We start from the raw sequence: 15,430 nt of genomic DNA on the forward strand, positions 1-15,430 counted from the left end.
TTTGAGGATGTCAGATGAAACGCGCGCCGATTTTCCCGCCCCCACAATTCCCGCCTGTAAAGCTGCGGGCCTTTCAACGCATGCCGCCGGCGGTCTTTCCGGCCATAATGGGGTTGTTTGGCCTTGGGCTTGTGCTTCGACGTGGGGCGGAGGTGATTGGCTATCCATCTGCATTTGCCGAGATGGTGCTGGGGGCTGTCAGCATATTGTGGTTTTTTGCCACGCTGGGATATTTGTTGAAGCTGCGCCAAAGGCCTGCTGTGATTATGGAAGATCTGGCGATTTTGCCGGGGCGTGCGGGACTGGCGGCGATGTCGTTAGGGGTGCTTTTGCTGGCGGCGACGCTGTTCCCATATTCGCTTGCCGCAGCGCAGGGTTTGATGTTTGCGGGACTGGCTGTTCATGCGGTGCTGGCGGGATTGATCGCGATGGCGCTTGCCAGAGGGCCGGCAGAGGGGCGGCACGTGACGCCGGTTTGGCATTTGAATTTTGTGGGGTTTATCATTGCAGGGCTTGTAGCGGGCCCCTTGGGTTTTGTCGGGCTGGGCAAGGGAATATTGATCGGTACGGGGGCGGTGGCCGCCGGTGTTTGGGCGATTAGCCTTGTGCAATTGATCAAACGGGTGCCGCCGGCGCCTTTGCGGCCCTTGCTTGCGATCCATTTGGCCCCGGCTTCTCTTTTGGGCACGGTTGCATATTTGTTGGGAATGCAGGGGCTTGCAACCGGCTTTGCGCTGTTGGGTGGAGTAATTTTGGCGGGGTTGGTGGGATCGGCGCGCTGGATTACGGCCTCTGGTTTCTCGGCGCTTTGGGCGGCTTTTACCTTTCCGCTGGCCGCATATGCCGGTCTTTTGCTTGTTCTTGCGACGACGGACGATCGCTGGGCCTGGCCTGGCCTGGCCTGTTTGATCGCATCCATCGGCATCGTTCCTTTGATCGCGGCGAAAGTGCTTCAGGCCTGGAGCAAAGGGGCGCTTGCGGCGAAAACCAACGCGGCCACGGCGTGAAGTCAGCCCCTCTATCCCGCGCTTGTTGCGTGAAATTCGGGATAGGGGGGTTGCCATTATGGCCCATGCGTGAAACAGCAAACCGCCAAACGACCGCTCCCACGGAGGTATCTCATGGAGATTCGCGAGGCTCTTACATTTGACGATGTTCTGCTTGTCCCAGCTGCAAGTTCGGTTCTTCCATCGGATGCCGACACGTCAACCTATGTTACAAAATCCATCCGGATGAACATCCCGTTGCTGTCTTCGGCGATGGATACGGTTACCGAAGCGCGCATGGCAATTGCGATGGCGCAGGGCGGTGGCATCGGCGTGGTGCACCGCAACCTGACCATAGAGCAGCAGGCGCAAGAGGTGGGCCGTGTGAAGCGGTTTGAATCGGGGATTGTTTACAGCCCGATCACCCTGACACCGGATCAGACATTGGCCGATGCCAAGGCGTTGCAGGAACGCTATCACGTAACCGGCTTTCCCGTGGTGGACGAAACGGGGCGGGTCGTCGGCATTGTCACCAACCGCGACATGCGCTTTGCCTCGGATGATAGAACGCCGGTCAAGGCGATGATGTCCTCGGATAATCTGGCCGTATTGGTGGAACCTGCAGACCGGCAGGCGGCGATCTCACTGATGAAGGCGCGGCGGATCGAGAAGCTGTTGGTGACCGACGGCAAGGGTAAGCTGACAGGTTTGCTTACGCTTAAGGATACCGAGAAATCCGTGCTCAACCCCAATGCCTGCAAGGATGATCTGGGGCGGTTGCGGGTTGCGGCGGCCTCTACCATCGGGGATGCCGGGTTTGAACGTTCGATGGCGCTGATCGAGGCAGGTGTGGATATGGTGGTGATCGACACCGCGCATGGCCACTCCGAAGGTGTGTTGCGCGCGGTTGAACGGATCAAGGCGCAGTCAGGCAGTGTGCAGGTGGTTGCCGGAAACGTGGCCACCGCCGAGGCAACGCGAGCCCTGATCGGGGCGGGGGCAGATGCGGTAAAGGTCGGCATCGGGCCGGGATCGATTTGCACCACACGGATTGTGGCGGGCGTCGGCGTGCCGCAGATGACGGCCATTATGGATGCGGCCGGTGCGGCCGGTGATATACCGATCATCGCGGATGGCGGCATCAAATTTTCAGGCGATTTCGCCAAGGCGATTGCGGCGGGGGCATCTTGTGCCATGGTTGGTTCTGCGATTGCGGGCACGGATGAGGCGCCGGGCGAGATGATCCTTTATCAGGGTCGTTCCTATAAGTCGTATCGTGGAATGGGGTCCTTGGGCGCAATGGCGCGGGGCTCTGCCGATCGGTATTTCCAGAAGGATGCGGCCAGTGACAAGCTGGTTCCCGAAGGGATCGAGGGGCAGGTGCCTTATAAGGGGTCTGCCGGGGCCGTAGTGCATCAACTCGTTGGCGGTTTGCGGGCGGCCATGGGCTATACCGGAAATGGCACGGTGGCAGAGATGCGCAAGAACTGTACCTTCGTTCGGATCACCGGCGCCGGGTTGAAGGAAAGCCATGTGCATGACGTGCAGATCACCCGCGAGTCTCCGAACTATCGCATAGGATAAGCGATGACCCCCGCCGCACGATATGCCGCCGCCATAGAGATCCTCGACAAGGTTGTTGGCGGGGAAGTGGCAGAGAAAGCCCTGACGAACTGGGCGCGGGGCAACCGCTTTGCCGGCTCTGGTGATCGCCACGCGCTGCGCGATATCGTATTCGATGTGCTGCGTTGCAAGCGTTCCTTTGCCGTGCTTGGCGGCGAAGAAAGCGGCCGCGGTCTGGTTTTGGGGGCGCTGAGGGCGGCGGGCATTGCGCCTGATACTGTGTTTACAGAGGAAGGCTATGCCCCTGCGGTTCTGACGCCCTCAGAACGCGCATGCGGTACGGCACCTGATGGGTTGGCGGCGTTGGATTGCCCGGATTGGCTGGCCCCTGAATTGCGCGCTTCGCTTGGTGAGGATTTCGTACCTGTAATGCAGGCCTTGCAGTCGCGCGCACCGGTTTTCTTGCGGGTGAACCTGCGCAAAGGTGATCTGGTCTCGGCAGGGGCGGCATTGAGGGCCGAGGGGATAGAAACGCAGCCCGCCTCCTTGGCAAAAACCTCACTTGAGGTTTTAAGTAATCCGCGCAGAATTCAGAATTCTAATGCTTTTAAAGATGGCTTGGTGGAGCTTCAAGACGCCGCCTCTCAAGCTATAACTGAGATGCTTCCGCTGGATGGTGTGGCCCGGGTGCTTGATTTCTGTGCGGGCGGTGGTGGTAAATCCTTGGCGATGGCTGCTCGCTCAAACGCGCAAATTTATGCGCATGATATCGCCCCGACCCGGATGAAGGACTTGCCGGTTAGGGCCAAGCGTGCAGGCGTGCGGATTGAAGTTTTGGCGCCGCCTGCGCTGAAAAAGGCCGCGCCCTTTGATTTGGTTTTGGCTGATGCACCGTGTTCCGGCTCTGGCAGCTGGCGTCGCGCGCCAGAGGCCAAATGGGCGTTGACCCCTGAGCGCCTCTCTGCATTGCACGACGTGCAGGCGCAGATCATGGATGAGGCCAGTCGGCTTGTGCTGCCCGGCGGTATTTTTGCCTATGCGACCTGCTCTTTGTTGCGGTCCGAGAATCAGGCGCAAGTTGCGGCCTTTCTTGGGCGTAATCCGGGCTGGTCGTTGACGTCAGAGCGTGTGTTGACACCACTCGACGGGGGGGATGGTTTTTTTGTCGCGTGGTTTCGGCGCAATCTGTAAAATCTTTTACAACCTGCAATTGTTTTGGATATGATTAAGGACTGGTTAAGTCTTTGTCCGCTAGGATCATAATTCACTGATAGTTGGAGGAACGGGTGGCAAGAGCCTTGGAATTTCGGCGCAGCGTCGCGCAAACAGCGCGGGAGCTGGGGGCAAAGCTATGGCTGCTTCTGGCGCCAGCGGTTGCATGTTTGGTCGTAAGCTATTTTTCCAGCGATATCGGTATCCGCCAGAATGCTGCAGTGGCCGGCATTACCTTCGCTGCCCTTGTTGTGCTGATCCGTGCCTTGGTATTTTGGGCTGATCGCGGTGATCGTAAACGTGCCCGCAATCTGCAAGACCTTGTCGGCAATGATGCAACACCTTGTTTTTCAACGGATGAATTGGGTGTTGTGCTGTTTTTGAACGCGGCGGCCAAGGAGCGCTTCTCGGCGGAGGAGGGCAGTACACTTGCCTCGCGTCTGAATGATCATTTTGCAAGCCCGTCTTCGGTTTTGTTCCGGCTGCAAAACCGCGCGCGCAACCATGGTGCCGCTCGTGAAGATGTTGTGACACGGCGCGGGCACACGCGGTTGTCGGTGCATGCCTTGGCACCGGATCGCTTTTTGTGGCGGCTGGAAGAGTTTGTCGAACGCCCCCAGGCGGGGCGCGGGGCTGAAATGCTTAGTCTGCCCATGCTGGTGGCCAATAAATCCGGGGTCGTTCTCTTTGCTAATGATGCGTCGCGACGTTTGCTCGGGGCACGACCAAAACGTTTGGACCGCGTTTTTAACTCTCCGGTTTTACGGTCGGGCGAAGAGGTTGAGGTGGCATCGGCTGATGGGCCGGTCCGCGCGATTCTTGCGGAGGTGACTGGTGCAGGGGACCGGCGAGAGATTTATTTGCTTCCGGTTCGTGAACGGCCAGACGGCACCGAAATGGTTGCCGACTTCGAGAACCTTCCAATCGCACTTATTAAGTTTCGGGCAGACGGCTCTATGCGCTCTGCCAATGCTTTTGCACGTGACTTGACCAAATTGGGGAGCGACGATCTGCCGGTTATTCACGATCTGTTTGAGGGGCTCGGGCGCTCTGTGGCGGACTGGATGGATGATGTACTTGCGGAGCGTGTAGAGAGCGCGGCAGAGGTGATGCGTCTGCACCGTGAGGGAAGCGATGTCTTTGTACAGGTCGCGCTACGCCGGATTGTAGATAATGGCCGTCCGGGCGTGCTGGCGATCCTACAGGATGCGACGGCCCTGAAAACGCTTGAGGCTCAATTCGCCCAAAGCCAAAAAATGCAAGCAATTGGGCAGCTTGCAGGGGGTATTGCTCATGATTTCAATAACCTGTTAACCGCAATTTCCGGGCATTGCGATTTGCTCTTGCTGCGTCACAATCAAAATGATCCGGAATATGCGGACTTGGTTCAGATCCACCAAAACGTAAATCGGGCGGCCAGTTTGGTCGGGCAGCTGCTTGCCTTTTCGCGCAAGCAAACATTGAAGCCCGAGCATATCGACCTGCAAGATGTGCTATCCGATATGACCCATCTTTTGAACCGTTTGGTGGGGGAGCGAGTGAAGCTGTCCTTGAACCACGGGACCGATCTGGGAATGATTCGGGCCGACAAACGCCAGTTGGAACAGGTCTTAATGAACCTGGTTGTCAATGCACGTGACGCGATGACAGAAGGCGGAGTCATCCGGGTTGAGACGGAAGCGCTGACGCTTGCTAAGGACATGCCTCGGGAGCGCGTGACACTTCCTGCAGGTGCATATTCCATCATTCGGGTTATTGATGAGGGGTGCGGCATTAAAACGGATTTATTGCAAAAGATATTTGAACCGTTTGTCACGACCAAAGGGGTTGGTAAGGGAACAGGGCTGGGGCTTTCGACGGTTTACGGGATCGTCAAGCAATCTGGTGGTTTCGTTTTCGTGGAAAGTGAACTGGGCAAGGGTTCGACCTTCACGTTGTATTTTCCGGTGAATGAGCCGAGCGCCGATGCCACTTTGGTCAGCAAAAAGTCGGCAGCCGTTCAGTTGAATAAGCCGGGGGAAGGGATTGTCCTTCTGGTCGAGGATGAGGCACCTGTACGGGCCTTTGCTTCACGCGCGCTGCGCCTGCGGGGGTACACTGTGCTAGAGGCTGAAAACGCCGAGGTTGCGCTGAAGATGCTGGAAGACAGGTCTCTGGAAGTGGACGTTTTCGTTACGGATGTCGTGATGCCCGGGATGGACGGCCCGGCTTGGGTGCGCGAAGCATTGCGCGAGCGTCCCGATGTGCGTGTCGTGTTTGTATCGGGCTATGCAGAAGATTGCTTGTCAGAAAACCAAGCACGCATACCGAATTCTGTTTTTCTTCCAAAGCCGTTTTCTTTGAATGACTTAGCGACAGTTGTTCAGGGGCAAATGGTGCATTGATCTCTTACGTTTCGCGGGCAATGCTATTGTAGAGGGCAAAGTCTTCTGATGCGTAGCTATTCAACAGCGCTTCAGTCGAGGCTGACAAGTCCAATGTGCCAGGGGGAGAGACATTAAGGCGCGGCAGTATGATCTCGCAGCCGAGGCGATCCTCGAGAAACGCTATGAAGCTGCTTATATCTTCATAGCGAAAAAGGTGGTCAACACCGCGGCCTTTACGGGAACGCAGAAAGCGCGCTTGAGAACCGACCCCTGCAAATGCGGGAGGGGTGTCTTGACAATAAGCGCTCACAAATTCATCGAAGGTTTTGCCGATGGTGCTCTTGTTTGGGTCTGCAATGTCGTCGCGCTGGCGATAGCGATACCAGCTTCCCAGCCAGTCGCGGGGTTCTCGCATCAAGGCCGCGACGGTAAAAGGATGGCCTGAGGCCACCTCGAAATATGGGCCAAGGAAGCGGTGATACCTTTGCACGGAGGTGTGTTTCAGAACCGGTGGGCGCTGGACAACGAGTGCCGAAAGGGATTCGAGCGCGGATTCAATTGCAGTTGACCCGGTTTTTGGGGTCGCCAGAAAAGCAAGTCTTTGGTCCCAGAAAACCAGCATGTCGTCCCCTTACAACTTTCTTTGTGTTGTAAACTAACCTTTAACTATTTTGCGTAAAAGCTGGAAAGATCGCAATTTTAAATAAATGCACTTGTTTTCCACTGAATGGCGTGAGAACAAGAAGAGAACAAAACCGTGATTGCCGCGCCTTCGCGGCTGTGGAATAAAGGGGCGTGAAATGGCTACGGCAAATCTTCTGGACCTGAACGGAAAACGCGAAATGGATAAGGCAAAAGCGCTGGAAAGCGCATTGGCGCAGATTGAACGTCAATTCGGCAAAGGCTCTATTATGAGGCTGGGCGCCGAAAATGCGGTAATGGATGTGGCGGCGACCTCTACCGGGTCGTTGGGGCTGGACATCGCTTTGGGGATCGGTGGCTTGCCCGAGGGCCGGATTATCGAGATTTATGGGCCGGAAAGCTCTGGTAAAACCACTTTGACGCTGCATGTTGTGGCTGAGATGCAGAAAAAAGGCGGGGTTTGCGCTTTCGTGGATGCCGAACATGCGCTCGATCCGCAATACGCCAAAAAATTGGGCGTCAATCTGGATGATTTGCTGATCAGCCAACCCGATACGGGTGAGCAAGCGCTGGAAATCGTTGATACGCTGGTGCGGTCTGGTGCGGTGAATATCATCGTGGTTGATTCGGTGGCGGCCTTGGTTCCAAAGTCAGAAATCGAGGGCGATATGGGGGACATGCAAATGGGCTCCCAAGCGCGTTTGATGAGTCAGGCGATGCGCAAGCTGACAGCGTCGATCGGGCGCAGTAATTGTATGGTTATTTTCATCAACCAGATCCGGATGAAAATTGGCGTGATGTTTGGCAGCCCGGAAACGACGACGGGGGGTAATGCGCTCAAATTCTATGCTTCGGTTCGTTTGGACATTCGCCGGACGGGGGCAATCAAGGATCGTGATGAGGTCGTTGGAAACTCCACCCGCGTTAAGGTTGTGAAAAACAAGGTGGCACCGCCCTTCAAGCAGGTGGAATTCGACATCATGTATGGCGAGGGTATCTCCAAGAACGGGGAGCTGATTGATCTTGGCGTGAAGGCCGGGGTCGTCGAGAAATCCGGTTCTTGGTATTCCTACGGGGATGAACGGATTGGCCAAGGGCGTGAGAACGCGAAGCAATTCATGAAATTGAACCCGACAGTGGCCAAGGAAATTGAAGATAAGATCCGCGCCTCGCATGGTTTGGATTTCCATATCGACGAATCCGCAGCTAGCGATCCGCTGCTGGAAGATTAAGCCCCTTCAAATGACGGATTTTCAAGGAGCCGGGGGTGGCGCATCCCCGGCTCTTCGCATTGGCCTAGTGGACAGTGCTGCTTTGCGTCGTTAAACGTTGGCAAAACCTGCAAATTGCCGGACAAGGGGCCGCCTCATGCCATCGCTAAACGATATCCGCTCTACCTTTCTGAATTATTTCGACCGCAATGGTCACCGGATCGTGGAAAGCAGCCCTTTGGTGCCGCGAAATGACCCGACCTTGATGTTTGCTAACTCTGGCATGGTTCAGTTTAAGAACTGTTTCACGGGGGTAGAGCAGCGTGATTATGTGCGCGCAACTTCGGCACAAAAATGCGTGCGGGCGGGCGGCAAGCACAACGATCTGGACAATGTCGGCTATACGGCACGCCACCACACCTTTTTTGAAATGCTGGGGAATTTCAGTTTTGGGGATTACTTCAAGTCCGAGGCAATCCCCTTTGCTTGGGAATTGCTGACACGTGAGTTTGGGATCCCGAAAGAAAATCTCTTGGTTACGGTGTATCACACCGATGATGAAGCTGCAGATATGTGGAAGAAGGTTGCGGGCCTGACTGATGACCGCATCATTCGTATTGCAACCGATGATAACTTTTGGCGGATGGGGCCGACCGGCCCTTGCGGCCCTTGCACCGAGATTTTCTTTGACCACGGTGACAAGATCTGGGGCGGCCCTCCGGGATCGGCAGATGAAGATGGCGACCGATTTATCGAGATCTGGAACCTCGTTTTCATGCAGAACGAGCAGCATGCCGATGGCTCTCTGACGCCGCTTCCCAAGCAAAGCATTGATACCGGCATGGGGTTGGAGCGGATTGGCGCCCTGCTTCAGGGCAAGCACGACAACTATGATACCGACCTGATGCGCAGCCTGATCGAGGCCTCCGCCCATGCCACGAGCACCGATCCCGATGGGCCCGGCAAAATGCACCACCGCGTGATTGCCGACCACCTGCGGTCGACGTCGTTCTTGATTGCCGATGGTGTGATGCCATCCAACGAAGGTCGCGGCTATGTTTTGCGCCGGATTATGCGGCGTGCGATGCGCCATGCAAATCAGTTGGGCACGCAAGATCCGGTTATGCACCGTTTGGTCCCGGCTTTGGTGCGCCAGATGGGGGCGGCTTACCCTGAGCTTTCCCGCGCCCAAGCGTTGGTTGAGGAAACCTTGCGACTGGAGGAAACGCGCTTTCGCCAAACCCTCGATCGTGGGTTAAAGCTGCTGGATGATGAACTTTCCAAGATTCCCGAGGGCTCGGATTTGCCGGGTACTGCGGCGTTCAAGCTTTATGACACCTTTGGCTTTCCGCTGGATCTGACGCAGGATGCGCTGCGTGAAAAGGGCCGCGCGGTAGATACAGAAGGTTTTGACGCGGCGATGGCCGAGCAAAAAGCAAAGGCGCGGGCAAGCTGGTCCGGCTCTGGTGAGACCAAGGATGCGGCGATCTGGTTCGATCTGGCCGAGACCCACGGCGCGACTGAATTTCTGGGCTATGACACCGAAACCGCCGAGGGGCAGGTCTTGGCCGTGGTTGCCGAAGGCGCAGAGGTTGCAAAAGCGACGACAGGCCAATCGGTTCAGATCATCTTGAACCAGACACCATTTTACGCGGAATCGGGTGGTCAGGTCGGGGATGAGGGCGTTTTGCGCACGGCAACGGGCAATGCACGGATCACCGATACTAAAAAGAGCCAGGGCCTGTTTATCCATATGGCCGAAGTGACAGAGGGCGAGGTCGCCACCAGTCAGGGTGCCACTTTGACGGTCGATCATGCCCGCCGTGCGGCTATTCGCGCCAATCACTCAGCCACGCACCTTTTGCATGAGGCCTTGCGCCGTGCTTTGGGCGATCATGTGGCCCAGCGTGGCTCGTTGAATGCGCCGGACCGCTTGCGCTTTGACTTCAGCCACGGGCAAGCGGTCTCGGCCGCAGAGCTTGCGCAGGTAGAGGCCGAAGTGAACAGCTATATCCGCCAGAATACACCGGTGGATACACGGATCATGACGCCGGATGATGCCCGTGCCTTGGGGGCGCAGGCGCTCTTTGGCGAAAAATACGGCGATGAGGTGCGCGTGGTTTCCATGGGCGCGCTTGACGGATCTGGCAAGGGCGCAGATGGGCGGACCTATTCGTTGGAGCTTTGCGGTGGTACGCATGTTGGTCGGCTGGGTGAGATCGGGTTGTTTGTGTTGCTGGGCGATAGTGCTTCCTCGGCCGGGGTGCGCCGGATCGAGGCACTGACGGGGGAGGGGGCTTTGGCCTACCTCAAGGAGCAGATGGGTAATCTGGCTGAGGTCTCGGCGGTGTTGAAAGCGACACCAGCCGAGCTTGCGACCCGTGCCAAAGCCTTGCTGGACGATCGCCGCAAGCTGGAAAACGAAGTGGCGCAGCTGCGCCGTGAACTGGCGATGGGTGGCAGTGCTTCAGGGCCAGAAGCGAAAGAAATCAACGGGATAAAGCTGATTTCTCAGGTTTTGACGGGGGTTTCCGGTAAGGACCTTCCGGGGTTGATTGATGAGATGAAGGCGCGCCTTGGCTCTGGTGCGGTGGTGCTGATTGCCGATACCGGTGCCAAGCCTGCGGTTGCAGCCGGTGTGACCGCTGACTTGACGGATAGGCTCTCGGCGGTTGAGCTGGTCAAGGCTGCGGCGATTGCCCTTGGCGGCAAAGGCGGCGGCGGGCGCCCAGATATGGCGCAGGCAGGGGGCGTTGATATTGGCAGTGCGGATGCTGCGATTTCTGCGATTGAGTCTATTTTGGAGGGGAAATAAAATGCCGACAGCTTTGTGGATTGCCCATGTAGAGGTCACTGATCCGGAGGCTTATGGGAAATACGCAGCCCTTGCGGGGCCTGCGATTGCGGCCCATGGCGGCGTTTTTTTGGCGCGTGCCGGGCGGTATGTGCAGTTGGAAGGCAATGACCGGCCGCGCAACGTCGTTGCCCGCTTTCCAAGCCTTGAGGCGGGGGTCGAATGCTATCACTCGGCGGCGTATCAGGCAGCAATGGCACATGCCAAGGGAGCCAGTACTCGCGATTTGATGATTGTGGAGGAATCCGAGTAAAGCGCCTGTTTGCCCTCCTGTTTCAACGATTTCTTTGTTATATGCAGATAAAATAGAGGTGCGCCAACCAAGCGCGCCGGGCAATGGGGTTTTATTATGTGCCGTTGGGCAGCCTATATTGGCAAACCAATTTTTCTGGAGGAGGTGGTCAGCCGCCCCCGCCATTCGCTCATCCACCAAAGCCAATGCGCGACCGAGTGCAAATCGGCGATCAATGCCGACGGCTTTGGCCTTGCATGGTATGATGAGCGTGAGGAACCCGGGCAGTACCGTGATGTCTCGCCCGCGTGGTCCGATTGCAATTTGAAAAGCATCGTTCAGCAGGTGCGCTCCGGACTGTTTCTGGGCCACGTGCGTGCCTCAACAGGAACGGCGACCAGCCGCAACAACTGCCATCCGTTCACCTTCAAGCAATGGTCCTTCATGCACAACGGCCAGGTCGGAGGGTTTGAACATTTCCGCCGCTGTGGCGATATGATGATTCCTGATGAATATTACGCCGACCGGCGCGGCGCGACCGATAGTGAGGCACTGTTCTTAGTTGCACTTTCCGAAGGGCTTGATGCCGATCCCTGTGCGGCGCTGGAACGCGCAACCGCGCGGTTTGAGGCATTGAGCAGGGCGCGTGGCACTGCTCCGCATATTCGGATGACGGTGGCCTTTTCCGACGGTCAAAAGCTATATGCCGTCCGCTACGCAACCGATGACAAGGCCCCGACACTCTATCACCGCTGGTCTCAAACCCATCAAGGGCGCGCTGTGGTGTCGGAGCCACTTGAGACGGATGAAGAAGATTGGCTTTTGGTGCCGGCGGGCACGTTTTGCACCTTTGATGGTGAGCAGGTCTCGATGAAGCCTTTTGTACCGCAGCAGGAAGCCATCGCTGCCTAAATAGGCTTTTTGAGTACTTTATGTGCATGTTTCACAACCCCAAGGATGTCCGGACCTTGGGTGGTCTAGATAATACTATAGGCATTGTCACAGGGCTAAACCTCCGTTTCGTGCATCCGATAATACATCACCCTTAAGTTGTTCTCCTTACTGCAGAATTACCCTCCTTGTCGCGGTGGACGTCTTGATGACTGCTGCCATGATGCTTCGTGAGAGGGTGGTCCGCTACAGTAGGAAACGTAGGGAAACACCGGTTTTTGGCGAAAAACGAGCGGATCGACAGCCATTTGTCACCCGGAAGGGCCTCGCCGACGAGAACGATTCGGTTAAGACCTCGAGGTCACTGGGGTAGTTTTGCAGCACCAAATTCAACGTGAAAGATTCGCGGGGCAAACTCAAGAGGGAATCCCTTAACGATTAATTTCATTGCGCCCCGATCAAAAATTTGGCGGAATTGCGGGTTTGCTTTTGCTCATACAAGCGAAATCCCGCCCGCATTCGGGTCAATGAAACCGCCTAGGTTGCGGCATCTTGAGTATTCGATCAAACATAGTACAGCGTATAACGATATTTGCTTTACGTAACGGAACCCTAGAAATCCTCACTGGCGCTTGGCCAATAAAAACGGGTGAGACATTAACCTATGTTACCGACCGAAGTAACGAAATATTCACACAAATGCCTATACGATAAGAGATTACCTAACCAAAACTGCTCCCCTCTACAGCGATCAGCTTTACCTGAAATGAGAAAATGGAGTTTGATATGTCAGCTTTGAACCCGGCACGTGCTTCGTTATTGAAGATGTTTGCGCTTGATGCAAAGATTGTCAGCGGCTCGGGATTCACTCTTGTGGATGAGGATGGGCGATCGTATCTCGATTTTCTCTCGCAATATGGTGCGTTGCCATTTGGCCATAATCCGCCAGCCTTGTGGGATGCGCTGGATGCAGCGCGGGCTGAGCAAATGCCCTCATTGGTGCAGCCTCTGCGGCCGGTCGAGGCGGAACGTCTGGCAGAGCGGTTGGCCGAAATAACGCCAGGGGATCTGGCGATTACTACCCTTGCAAATAGCGGTGCTGAAACCGTCGAGGCGGCCATAAAGCTGGCACGACTGCGGTCTGGTCGTCAGGGAATTCTATCAACTCACAATGGTTTTCATGGCAAGACGCTTGGGGCGCTTTCGGCAACAGGTAAGCCTCTGTACCAAGAAGGTTTCTCGGCACCTGCTCCGGGGTTTGATTATGTTCCCTTTGGCGACCTTGATGCATTGAGGGAACGTTTGGAAACTGCGGGCGACAATATTGCAGCGTTTATTGTCGAACCGATTCAAGGGGAAGGCGGCGTTATTTGCCCGCCGCACGGTTACATTGACGCTGCGATCACTATTTGCCGCAGTCACGGTGTGCTTTTCATCCTCGACGAAATCCAAACCGGATTGGGTCGGACCGGTGCGCTCTTTGCGTGTTCCGACGGTGACGAAGTGCCCGATATGTTGCTGCTGGCCAAGGCTCTTGGTGGTGGGATGATGTCGATCGGTGCTTGTATTGTACGCCCATCTGCTTGGGATGACAGGTTTGGACAGCGCCACAGTTCCACTTTTGCCAACAATAACCTTGCATGTCGGGTCGCAAACGCGACGCTTGATATGCTGCTGGAGGATGATCAGGCACTTATCCGTCAGGTCGCGACGAATGGAACCTATCTGCGCGGACGGTTGGAAGCGTTACAGGAGCGATATCCCGGGGTCATCAGGGAAGTGCGTGGACGTGGCTACATGTTGGGGCTGGAATTCCACCGTTTCGATGAGCGGACCGATTCAGCGACGATGGCTTTTTCAAGTATCAACGGTGGCGTGATTCCCCTGATCAGCTCTTACCTGTTTAATGTTCAGGGGCTTTTAACCGCGCCGTTGTTTAACGAAACCCACGTGATGCGCTTGCAGCCAACCCTGATTCTGGGACAACTAGAGATTGACCGTGCAATTGACGCGCTAGACGCGGTTTGCGGGATCCTTGCCTCGCAAGACTACTACTCTCTTGTTCGCCATCTCGTCGCAACGCCGATTGCCGAAAAAATAGCCTCCGGCAGTGTGGCGGAGGATGCGGCACACTGCCTGCCATCAAATTTGCCACAGACTGGGAGCTTCGGTTTTTTGGTTCATTACACCGAAGAGGAAGATGTGTACCGCTCTGACGCATCCTTTCGACAATTTAGCGATGCAGAATTCGCGAATTGGTGTGCTTGGGTGAAGCAATTGGGCCCTGGATTCGCCCGCCGCATGCCCAAAGTCACTTCGAAGACGGGGGCGACAGCGGAAGGTTGGATCATGTCGGTTCCGATGCTGCCTTCTGATATGCGCGGCTCAGGTCGTCATGAGGCAACGCGCATGATTAAAAGCGCCGTTGATCTTGCTGTCCATGAGGGGCTTACCCGTGTTGGGCTCGGGGCTTTTACGTCCATCGTTACCCGGGGTGGTGAAACGGCAACTGGCCGGGGGGGGCGGATTACCAGTGGGAATACTCTGACCACTATCTCTGCGGTTAAGGGGATTGAGAACGTGGCCTCCCGTGCGGGTCTACCGCTTGAAGACGCCCACGTTGTCGTAATTGGAGCCGCCGGTGCGATTGGTCGTTTGGCATCTATGATGCTTGCCCGTCGCGTGGGGCGCGTGACCCTTGTCGGCAATGAGGCAAACCCTTTCACCCCTAAGCTTATGTCGAATGTGGCAGACGAGACCTATGAATTGCTAATGGATCTGCCGGTTGATTCGGGACTGGAAACAGGCGAGGCGGTTTCCAGAGTAAAGAATATCGCAAGTCGGCTGGGCCTTGGAAAAGATCGCAAAGGTATCGCAAATCGGTTCTCTGCGGCGTTTAAAGCGTTGGGGCAGCAACCACCTATTGAATTTACGGCTTCTCTTCAAACAGCGCTGTTGGATGCCGATATTGTTCTGGTTGCCACCAGTTCCGAGAAGTCTTTAATCGATCCATTGACACTACCCCGCGGTACATTGGTTTGCGATATCGCGCGCCCACCGAACGTTTCTGATGCTATAATGCCTGACCAGACAGCGCTTGTTTTTGACGGTGGCCTTATTCAACCACCTTTCGATGTTGATCTTGGCGCATTTCAAACCTTGCCAAAAAATCTGTGTTGGGGGTGTTTGGGGGAAACCATGCTTCTAGCATTGGCACGGGAAGATCGTGACTACAGTATCGGCTCGCGCCTCTCGATTGCAGATGCAGACCGGCTATCCCTTTTGGCTGATTTGCACGGTTTTGCCCCCGCACCTACACAATGGTACGGGCGTCACGTCAGCGCCGAGGACATTGAAAACTTCGCGCGTCATGTCGCTGCTAAACGCGCCGAGAGTGTTTCCCATGGACTATCGGAGCTGGGGGCTTGAAACTCCCAGTTTCGGGAAACGCGTAAGCAAACAATTAAATCCAT

10 protein-coding genes are annotated in these 15,430 nt (G+C 56.0%); 9 read left to right on the plus strand and 1 reads right to left on the minus strand.

Features of this window, described 5'->3' with window-relative positions:
- Positions 1-14: 14 nt before the first annotated feature.
- The 4 genes from EOK75_RS13620 (at position 15) to EOK75_RS13635 (ending at position 6,145) form a co-directional block, all read left to right on the plus strand.
- Positions 15-1,007, plus strand: a complete 993-nt coding sequence (locus EOK75_RS13620; RefSeq protein WP_137194635.1) for a TDT family transporter — start codon at positions 15-17, stop codon at positions 1,005-1,007.
- A 114-nt stretch (positions 1,008-1,121) separates the two neighbouring features.
- The gene (guaB, locus tag EOK75_RS13625) at positions 1,122-2,570 is read left to right on the plus strand and encodes an IMP dehydrogenase (RefSeq protein WP_137194636.1); all 1,449 of its coding nucleotides are present in this window, start codon (positions 1,122-1,124) and stop codon (positions 2,568-2,570) included.
- A 3-nt stretch (positions 2,571-2,573) separates the two neighbouring features.
- Entirely contained in the window at positions 2,574-3,740 is a 1,167-nt protein-coding gene (locus tag EOK75_RS13630; RefSeq protein ID WP_137194638.1) for an RsmB/NOP family class I SAM-dependent RNA methyltransferase, read from the plus strand.
- Positions 3,741-3,835: 95 nt separating this feature from the next.
- On the plus strand, positions 3,836-6,145 hold the full coding sequence (locus EOK75_RS13635) for a hybrid sensor histidine kinase/response regulator (RefSeq protein WP_168199248.1): 2,310 nt from the start codon (positions 3,836-3,838) through the stop codon (positions 6,143-6,145).
- Positions 6,146-6,149: 4 nt separating this feature from the next.
- On the opposite strand, the gene EOK75_RS13640 is transcribed toward EOK75_RS13635, so the two are convergent.
- Positions 6,150-6,749, minus strand: a complete 600-nt coding sequence (locus EOK75_RS13640; protein ID WP_137194639.1) for a hypothetical protein — start codon at positions 6,747-6,749, stop codon at positions 6,150-6,152.
- Between the two features lie 178 nt (positions 6,750-6,927).
- Here EOK75_RS13640 and recA point away from each other — a divergent pair, with 178 nt between their 5' ends.
- The 5 genes from recA (at position 6,928) to EOK75_RS13665 (ending at position 15,386) form a co-directional block, all read left to right on the plus strand.
- A complete protein-coding gene (recA, locus tag EOK75_RS13645) occupies positions 6,928-8,001 on the plus strand; it encodes a recombinase RecA (protein WP_137194640.1) in 1,074 nt (357 codons plus the stop codon).
- A 136-nt stretch (positions 8,002-8,137) separates the two neighbouring features.
- Complete coding sequence (gene alaS / locus EOK75_RS13650) at positions 8,138-10,795, plus strand: alanine--tRNA ligase (RefSeq protein WP_137194641.1); 2,658 nt, start codon at positions 8,138-8,140, stop codon at positions 10,793-10,795.
- Position 10,796: 1 nt separating this feature from the next.
- Positions 10,797-11,087: a DUF1330 domain-containing protein gene (locus EOK75_RS13655; protein WP_137194642.1), complete on the plus strand. Its 291-nt coding sequence runs from the start codon at positions 10,797-10,799 to the stop codon at positions 11,085-11,087.
- Between the two features lie 96 nt (positions 11,088-11,183).
- Positions 11,184-11,978: a class II glutamine amidotransferase gene (locus EOK75_RS13660; RefSeq protein ID WP_137194643.1), complete on the plus strand. Its 795-nt coding sequence runs from the start codon at positions 11,184-11,186 to the stop codon at positions 11,976-11,978.
- A gap of 765 nt (positions 11,979-12,743) precedes the next feature.
- Positions 12,744-15,386 (plus strand): aminotransferase class III-fold pyridoxal phosphate-dependent enzyme, encoded by a 2,643-nt coding sequence (locus EOK75_RS13665; protein ID WP_168199249.1) that lies wholly within the window; start codon positions 12,744-12,746, stop codon positions 15,384-15,386.
- Positions 15,387-15,430: the final 44 nt, after the last annotated feature.

The sequence above is a fragment of the Pseudorhodobacter turbinis genome, assembly GCF_005234135.1.
Classification (GTDB): Bacteria; Pseudomonadota; Alphaproteobacteria; order Rhodobacterales; family Rhodobacteraceae; genus Pseudorhodobacter; species Pseudorhodobacter turbinis.